The sequence below is a fragment of the Frankia sp. CcWB2 genome (assembly GCF_977927585.1).
This window is the reverse complement of sequence record NZ_CDWRCM010000070.1, coordinates 11,773-19,378: the sequence shown is the minus strand read 5'-3', so window position 1 is coordinate 19,378 and position 7,606 is coordinate 11,773. Positions and strand designations below refer to the sequence as shown.

At 69.8% G+C, this 7,606-nt stretch carries 6 protein-coding genes and 1 pseudogene; 3 read left to right on the top strand and 4 right to left on the bottom strand.

What is annotated here, in order from left to right; genetic code table 11:
* Window positions 1-247: 247 nt before the first annotated feature.
* The gene (locus ACY45C_RS09805) at window positions 248-484 is read right to left on the bottom strand and encodes an acyl carrier protein (protein WP_462187307.1); all 237 of its coding nucleotides are present in this window, start codon (window positions 482-484) and stop codon (window positions 248-250) included.
* A gap of 437 nt (window positions 485-921) precedes the next feature.
* Between ACY45C_RS09805 and ACY45C_RS09800 the strand changes: the two genes are divergently transcribed.
* The 3 genes and pseudogenes from ACY45C_RS09800 to ACY45C_RS09790 all read left to right on the top strand — a co-directional run bounded on the left by ACY45C_RS09800 (window position 922) and on the right by ACY45C_RS09790 (window position 3,174).
* Complete coding sequence (locus ACY45C_RS09800) at window positions 922-1,755, top strand: SDR family oxidoreductase (RefSeq protein ID WP_462187306.1); 834 nt, start codon at window positions 922-924, stop codon at window positions 1,753-1,755.
* A 166-nt stretch (window positions 1,756-1,921) separates the two neighbouring features.
* A pseudogene (locus tag ACY45C_RS09795) lies at window positions 1,922-2,599 on the top strand (acyltransferase family protein); the annotation flags it as partial.
* Between the two features lie 104 nt (window positions 2,600-2,703).
* Window positions 2,704-3,174, top strand: coding sequence for an acyltransferase family protein (locus ACY45C_RS09790; protein WP_462187312.1), 471 nt, complete (start codon window positions 2,704-2,706; stop codon window positions 3,172-3,174).
* A 560-nt stretch (window positions 3,175-3,734) separates the two neighbouring features.
* On the opposite strand, the gene ACY45C_RS09785 is transcribed toward ACY45C_RS09790, so the two are convergent.
* From ACY45C_RS09785 to ACY45C_RS09775, 3 genes are all read right to left on the bottom strand, one after another.
* Window positions 3,735-3,935: a hypothetical protein gene (locus ACY45C_RS09785; protein WP_462187305.1), complete on the bottom strand. Its 201-nt coding sequence runs from the start codon at window positions 3,933-3,935 to the stop codon at window positions 3,735-3,737.
* Between the two features lie 269 nt (window positions 3,936-4,204).
* A complete protein-coding gene (locus ACY45C_RS09780) occupies window positions 4,205-5,236 on the bottom strand; it encodes a helix-turn-helix domain-containing protein (protein WP_462187304.1) in 1,032 nt (343 codons plus the stop codon).
* 273 nt (window positions 5,237-5,509) lie between these two features.
* Complete coding sequence (locus ACY45C_RS09775) at window positions 5,510-7,171, bottom strand: class I adenylate-forming enzyme family protein (protein WP_462187303.1); 1,662 nt, start codon at window positions 7,169-7,171, stop codon at window positions 5,510-5,512.
* Between the last annotated feature and the right edge of the window lie 435 nt (window positions 7,172-7,606).

The window sequence follows — 7,606 nt, the reverse complement described above, 5'->3', positions numbered from 1 at the left end:
CCCCACGCCGATGACACCCCACGAGTTGGACGACGGATGGCTCGTGTTCAACCGGCCGCGCGTCCGCGTCCGCGGCATCCGGGGCATCATAATTCATCGAGGCGGCCGGAGCCTGCGCCGCGGGCGAAGGCGCGGTTGACGGTTCCACTTCGGGCCGCCAGGCGGTCATCGACTTTGGCTGCTCGGCGTCGGATGTCCCCGCCCCGCTCCAGCGTCACCGGGGTCCCCGAGTTCGCTGCTGTCGGTCTCAGTGGACACCGCTGAGCTCCTCGATGTGCTCGCGCAGGTCACCGACGGTGGCGAAACTCGCGAGCCGTTCGTCGGCGATCTGGATCGAGAACTCGCGTTCGACAGCATAGATGAGGTTGATGTGCGCGAGCGAGTCCCATCCGGGTATGTCGGCGGCGGTCGTGGCGTCGGTGATGACGAGGTCGTCGTCACCGAAGATCTCCCGGAAGATCTGCTGCAGCCGCTCCTGCGTCATTACCTGGGCACCGTGGTCAGCTCGGCGATCAGTGCGTGCTCCCGCAGAGCCGCGGCGCCTTCGCCAGCGCCGGCATCCCCTCTGTTGATCATTTCTGCGGCCCATCCCGATGTGATTCGTCATGGCACCCCGCATGGCACCCCGCGTCCACCAGGTCAAACTCTACCGTTACGTAAGAGTTGGTTCGTCGGGGATGGCGTCCCGGCGGGGATTGGAGAGCTGACGCGCCCCTGGGTGCCAACGCATACTCGACCGTTACGTAATGGTACTGTCGCAGCTGTGCGGGATGTGGCTGCTTCGCCGCGGATGACCGCGATCGACTCGCATCGACGCGTGTTCGCGCTGACGGACGGGGCCCGTCCAGGGATCCCGGCGGCCACCTGTTCGCGTTCGTCCGGGTTAGCGACCTGCGCCACTCTGCCGAGGAGCGTCCAGCAGTGACGGCAAAGCAGAACCTGGCTATCGCCTGTGCCGACCATCTGCCAGGCGGAAGTCCATGTGCCCACCTGCCCCAGCTCGCCGGCCGCGGCGCGCTGGTCACCGGTGCCTCCAGCGGGATCGGACGCGCCGTCGCCCTTCGGTTGGCGCGGGCCGGCGCACTTGTCATCGCGACCGGTCGCGATCAGGAGGTGCTGGCGAGGATGGTCAAGGAAGCCGACGAGGTCGGTCTGACCATCCACCACCAGGCTGCGGACATCACCGATCCCGCGGACCGCGGCTGTCTGGTCGACATGGTCCGTGATCAGCCCACGGACCTGAAGATCCTGGTGCACTCGGCAGGGGCCTACCACCGCGGCGCGATCACCGACGCCCCGCTGGCCGACCTCGACGAACAGCTGGACGTCAATGTGCGCGCGCCCTATGTGCTCACCCAGATGCTGATCCCGGACCTCATCCGGACCGGTGGCGACGTAGTGTTCATCAACTCCACCCAGGGCCTGTCCGCCGGCGCCGGCGCCGGCCAGTACGCCGCGGCCAAGCACGCCCTGCGGGCGATCGCCGACAGCCTGCGGGCGGAGGTCTCGGCTGCCGGGGTGCGGGTGTGCACGGTCTTCCCGGGCCGCACCGCGACCCCCATGCAGCAAAAAATCTTCCAGGCCGAGGGGCGGGCGTGGAATGCCGACCTGCTCATCGCGCCCGACGACATCGCCGACGCCGTGACCGGGGCAGTGGCACTTCCCGACCGCGCGAGTATCACCGAGATCGTGATGCGCCCCACCCATGGACCCGGACCAAGGGACTCGTTCGTAGCTCGTCCGCAGACGAGCTAGACCTCACAACGCTGTGCGGCGACTGCCGGCCAGGTCCCAGGTCCGGCCGATAGCCGGCTGCCAACGCCACGATGTTTACCCGATCGGGGCTCGATAGACAATTCAACACCTACGTTAGTGTTTGTTTCTCCGAGGTGTCGCCGCGGCCTTGCCTGGGACGGCACGCATGGCTGACGATCAAGGGGGCGCGTTGACCCGGAGGACCTCGCCGGAATCTGCCCAGCAGGAGATCTTCCGTCCCTCGCGGCAGCTCCCACCGTCTCAGGCCGGGCTGGAGCTGCCCACGTTGACCGGCCTGCGGGGAGTCGCCGCCACTCTGGTGTTCCTCCGCCACATCCACGCAGACGTCCAAGGGACTCTGCCTGTGGTCGCGGTGCTAGGCAACATCGGATACGTGGGCGTCACGTTCTTCTTCGTGCTGTCGGGGTTCGTCCTCACCTGGGCGGCCAGGCCGATCGCCGTGGGGCAATTCTATTGGCGCCGGTTCGCCCGGGTCTATCCTCTGTACTTCGCCGCCATCTGGATCTGGCTCGCGATCGCGTGGCCGCTGGAGACACTCGGGGACTTCGGCTCGAAGCCCCTCTCCATCCTGCCGAGTCTGCTCCTCGTCCAGGCCTGGGTCCCGACCCAGTCGATCTATTTCGGCTGGGGTGGTGCCGTGCTGTGGTCGTTGTCCTGCGAGGCGTTCTTCTACCTGGTCTTCCCATACGTGTACCGCAGGTTCGCGACCCGCACCAACCCCGAACGCATCCGCACCGCGCTCCTGTTCGTTCTCCCTGCCGCGGCCGTGTCATGTGTGGCGAGCGCCGCGGGCTCTCGATTCGATCTTGCCGCGTACGCGAACCCGGCGGTGCGGCTCGGCGAGTTCGTCCTTGGCGTGGCCCTTGGGTTGCTGGCTCGTGAGGGTGCCCGCGCAACGCCGTGGCAACGTCGGATGCTTACGCCTGGTTGGTTGTCTCGATACTCCTGGGCTACCGCTACGGCCATCTACAGGGATTCATCGACACGCTCACACTGCCGGCGTTTGCCATCATCATCTTCCTGGCCGGCACCCGTGAGGCGGACGGCCGCCGGATTCCGGTGTTCAGCTCCCGCCCACTCGTCTATTTCGGCGAGATCTCCTACGCCTTCTATCTCGTTCACCCCGCCGCACTCACGATCAGCGGGGAACTCGGCTGGGTCGACGCCACCACCGCGGCCGGGACGGCGCTCGCCATCCTCGCCGACTTCGCCCTGTCCTTCGCCCTCGCCGCGGTCCTGCATCACACGGTGGAAGGCCCGGCCCGCCGATGGCTGATGGGGGTACTCCGGTCACGATCGTCCCCCCGTCATGCCTACCGGAGCCTGCTGCCCGATGTGCCACCGCGGATCCCACAGGAGTCTGCGAGCGCGGTGCCAGCGGCCCGGGACCTGGCGTGACTGCGGTCATGGCCATGGACAACCCGGCGGGGCCGGAGCTCAGAGGTCGGTTTGATTGGTGATGTGATCAGCTGGCAACGAAGCCGTGGCTGGGTCCCGGTCTCACCCGGTGGGGGCGGAAGTGGTGCCAGTGGGTGTTTCCTGACCGCGATCGGTCAGGATTGTGTCGCGTCTGTGGATGCGGAAAGAGGAGGGAAATCCGTCGCGGCGGGCGAGCGCGGCTGTTAGTGCGGATGTGGCCAGCAGGGAGCCGCCGGCCATGCCGATGTTGCGACGTCGCGCCGCCAAGTGGACTTGGGCGTGGGCGGGGCCGATTTCGTACCGGTGGTAGTGGCAGCCAGGGCAGACGTGGAAAATGGAGGTGCGGCGACGTAGACAGTGATCATGGGATACGGATCCTGGTGACGCTCTCCTCGACGAGGCCGACGGCGGGCCAGCCGATCGACGCCGGTGACTGACCGGGGCTCGTCGGCCGCTACGGCGAGTTGGTAGCCCCGATCGTGGTGCGAGCGGCCTGTTGTGACGCGGGCGTGCCCGCCTGGTCGCCGACTCGGGCCGCGTCAGGTGCGTCCGCAGGCATCGAGAAGAAGCTCGGCGACGGGCGTCCTCACCTCCACGCGGTCGCCGACCGACCGGATCACCTCGATGGCGGTCTCGGTGGCGGTGTCGTTCGCCCAGGCGTGCGCGGACGCGTGGAGGCGGTCGCCGGGATCGTCGCTCGGCTGGTCGAGCTCTACCTGCCGCACCTCCAGCACGTCCACCTTGACCTGGCCATACGGAGTTGGCAGCAGGACGCCTGCGGGCTCCACGGCCCTCGCGCCCGCCGCTGCGCGGAGCACCTCCAGGTGCGGCGTGGTCCCGTGCAGTCGGTCGACAACGTCCAGATCGGCTGTCGCCCGGTGGGCGTTGGAGATTCGGGCACAGCACCGCCAGCCCGCCGACCACGACAGGCGGCTGGCCGGTGAGTGTCCGCACTTCCTCGACGGCCTGGACGACCGCGGCCATCGCGTCGCCCAGGAAGGTCACCCGGCTACCAGACACGGGCCCACCCCGGCTCTGGTAGCCAGACGTCGAGGATCTCGCGCCCACGCCCCACGTCCTGAGCCAGATCGAGCGCGACGAACAGCGGATGCGCAAGCGGCCACCGCCACCGCTCGGGCAGGAGATCGACGCGACGGGCGCAGACGGCCGCCACCGGTGCGACCCGCACCGCGGCACGCGCCTGGGCCGGCGCCGGAGCGGCGCCGAGAAGCGTAGCCGCGCGCCGGAGCACCGCCTGATCGGGAACGAAGAAGTCAGGCACCTGGTCGGCGCGGACAGCGACCGGGGCACCGTACGCCGCGGCGGCGGTCGTGTCCGTCAACGCCCACCCAATCTCGTTTTCCACGTCACGCAGGCCGAGACGCAGCGATCTGGTGACGCCGCTGGTGTCACCGGGATCGGGGAGTCTGGCGAGATAGGCGCGCGGCGTTGGCCATCGCTCGGCCACCTGCCAGAACAGCCGCGAGTCCGTGACGACGTTCGCGGCGTCGACAAGACCGTCGTGCCGCAGCGCCGCCAGCAGCTCCGACACCGTGCTGGCGGAGCGGCCGAGCCGGCGCGCCAGCTCCCGGACGGCGGTGCCCGCTTGCGGCTCCATGAGCAAAGCGGTCGCGACCTCGAGCCCGGCCGTGCCGCTCAAGGCCCGTGTCCGCGCACCGCGTCCGGTGACCGGACTGACCTCGGCGTCGATCACAAGGTTGCTCGAACGAAGCGCGATCCGGCCGCGCAGGTCGTAGTAGCCGGCCCGATGCTCGGTCAGCAGCTTCCGGGCCGCCCCGGTCACCCGGTCCGCGACGACCAGGAGAAGGAAGCCGCCCGATCCACCGGGTGGACGGCTGGCCGCGAGCAGCTGCGCGGCGACGCCCTCGGACACCAGTGACCGGCGCTTGAGCTCGATGGGAACCGCGACACCATCCGGGTCGAGCACGAGATCGACCCCGCGATCGGGCCCGGAGGCGGGCGGTCGGGCCTCGACTCCGAGCTGGCAGAAGGCGTCGACCACGAGGGCCTCGGTGTCCACGCGGACCAGCGTTCACGCTGTTCGCTGTTCGGTCAATACCGAACAGCGAACAAGGGCGCGGCGAGCAACAGCCCGCGAGATCGGGCGGGACAAGGACCGCGGACAAGGTGAGAGGGGTCGAACCGGGTCGGGTCGAGCGAAGCTCGACATCGGGGGTTCGGGGGGTTGCCCCCGGCAGACATCGCGGCAAACGCCGAAGCTGACGGAAGGTCAGCGAGCATGGCAAGCCAGCCCGCAGCGTAGCCGGGGCTCGAACCTATCCGCTCCGTCGGGTCAGGTCGGCGCCATCAGCGGCCCCGGGGCCGGCAGCGACCTCGGCGCCGCCAGCGACCGCAGCATCCGTCGGTCGGTCTTCAGGCTGCTGGTGAGCGGCAGTGCCTCGACGATGTGCACCTCACGCGGGTACCGGATGGGACCCAGCCGGGCGCGGCCCCAGCGCACCAGCTCCTCCGGGGAGACGGTGCCACCCGGGACGAGTTCCACGAACGCGACCACCTCCTCCCCGCGCCGGGAGTCCGGTCGGCCCACGACGCCGCACGAGGCGACCTCGGGATGGGCGAGCAGGCCGTCCTCGACGTCGCGCGGATAGACGTTGACGCCACCCCGGATGATCAGATCCTTGATCCGGTCAACCACGTACAGGTAGCCGTCGGGGTCCAGCCGGCCGATGTCCCCGGTGTGCAGCCAACCGCCCCGCAGCGCCCCCGCGGTGGCCTCCGGGGCCTGCCAGTACCCCGTCATCACCATCGGGCCCCGCACGCAGATCTCCGCGTCCTGGCCCCGACCGGCCTCGCAGCCGTCGGGGAGCTCAATGCGCACCTCGACCCCGGGGGCGGGCACGCCCACGCTGCCGAGTCGTGTTCCGCCCACCGGCGAGGTGGTGATGATCGCGGATGACTCGGTACAGCCGTATCCCTCCACCAGCTCGGCGCTGGGCAGCCGCCGGCGCCATTCGAGGGCGGTCTCCCGGGGCAGCGGCGCGCCACCGCTCGTCACCCGCCGCAGGGTCGACAGATCGTAGTCGTGCAGGGGCTGCGCGAGCAGCTGCGCCACCATGGACGGCACCAACGCACTGATGTTCACCTGGTGCTCGACCACGAGGTCGAGCCAGCTCCGCGGCTCGAACCAGCGCATGAGAACCATCGGTCCGGGGTTCACCATGTGCAGGGTCATGACGCTGATCGTCAGCCCGTAGACGTGGGACAGCGGCAGCGGCAGCAGGCCGGCCAACTTCTCGTCCGGGGTGGCCGACATCGCTGCCCAGCCACCCGCGGACAGCCCGTCGTGCGAGAGGACCACCCCCTTCGCCCGCCCGGTCGTGCCGCCGGTGTAGAGCAGCGCGGCCATGTCGGAAGGATCCACCTCCACAACCGGACTCTCCTCGCCGGCCTCGAGATCGGCGAAGCGCAGTACCGGGGTGGTGAGCCCGACCCGGAGTGTGCCGGCCTGGAGCATGGATCGTGGCGGGGACGGGGACTGCGGCGGAGGCGGGGAGACGCCGGGCCGGTCCCCGTCCGCCAATATCAGGGCGCGCACCGCCGAGCCGCCGTCGCCGACCGCCGCGCGGACCCGGTCCAGGAACTCGGGTGTGGTGACCACGAACCGGGCTCCGCTGTCGACGAGGACGTGGCGCAGCTCGTGCTCGGTCAGCAGGAACAGCACCGGGGTCACGACCCCACCGGCCCGCCACACCGCCTGGTAGGTGACACCCACCTCGGGACAGTTGGCCATGCACACGGCCACCCGGTCGCCCCGGCGCAGACCCGCCGCCCGCAGGCCGCCCGACAACCGGCGGGCCCGCGCCAGCAACTCCCCCGACGTCTGGTCGCGTCCCTCGAAGCGAAGCTCCGCCGTGCCGCCGGTCCGTTCCTGCGCCAGCTCGGCGAGCCGACCGAGGCTGATCCCGGCCGGACGAGATCCGGTTGCGGTCACCATACGATCCGCCTTCCGTAGCCGTGTCTTCCTGTGTGCCCCTGCCTGCGCCCCTGTGCCTGTGCGCCCCGTGCCTGTGCGCCCCGTGCCTGTGCGCCCCGTGCCCTCGTGATGGTGCACCGCGACACGCTCGTAGACCAGCAGGTACCGGCAGGACGTCACCCCGCAGCGTCACGACGGACGCCCGAACCACCGTCGGATGCCATGCTCGGCATACCTGCGGGAGACGGGACCGGTCCATCCCGCCCGGACGGAGGTCGGACGACGCATCGCCCTGTGAACGGCCATCACCCGCCCCCCCCGCGTGGTGAAGCCGGGAAGGCCCGGTTCACGATGGTGGCCGGTCCCGGCAGACGGAGGTGCCCATGGGCTCGCCCATTGGTAAGTCCTCGGCTTGGCGCAACTGGGCGGGCAATGAGACCGTCCGGGAGTCGAAAT

Coding starts and splice junctions, on each gene's coding strand:
- ACY45C_RS09775 (WP_462187303.1), bottom strand. CDS start 7,171: ATGGTGACCGCAACCGGATCTCGTCCGGCCGGGATCAGCCTCGGTCGG.
- ACY45C_RS09805 (WP_462187307.1), bottom strand. CDS start 484: ATGACGCAGGAGCGGCTGCAGCAGATCTTCCGGGAGATCTTCGGTGAC.